Source organism: Rhizobium sp. SVR5-9E, from assembly GCF_056755095.1.
This window is the reverse complement of record NZ_JBNDHS010000339.1, coordinates 1-291: the sequence shown is the minus strand read 5'-3', so window position 1 is coordinate 291 and position 291 is coordinate 1. Positions and strand designations below refer to the sequence as shown.

General features: G+C 39.2%; 1 protein-coding gene. It reads left to right on the top strand.

Going from position 1 to position 291, the window contains the following annotated elements:
• Positions 1 to 89: 89 nt before the first annotated feature.
• Positions 90 to 291, top strand: a 202-nt coding sequence (locus ACPYOJ_RS35085; RefSeq protein ID WP_481420341.1) for a helix-turn-helix transcriptional regulator, incomplete at its 3' end; no start/stop codon positions are given.

The window sequence follows — 291 nt, the reverse complement described above, 5'->3', positions numbered from 1 at the left end:
GCGTCAGATGTGTATAAGAGACAGATCAGAAACTTTCCATTGAGAGCATTGCAAAGCTTGCGTATGTGAGCAAATCGAATTTCTTCAGAATGTTTAAAGATGAACTGGGAACTTCGCCGAATGAATTTATTCTTCAGGAAAGGATAAGCAAGGCAAAAGAATTATTGAAAAGCAGGAACAGCATAAAGGAAACTGCTTACCAGACCGGTTTTTCGGATACCAACTATTTCACAAGAGTCTTTAAGCAGCTGGTAGGTGTTACGCCGAAAAGTTATCAGGATAAAACTACGT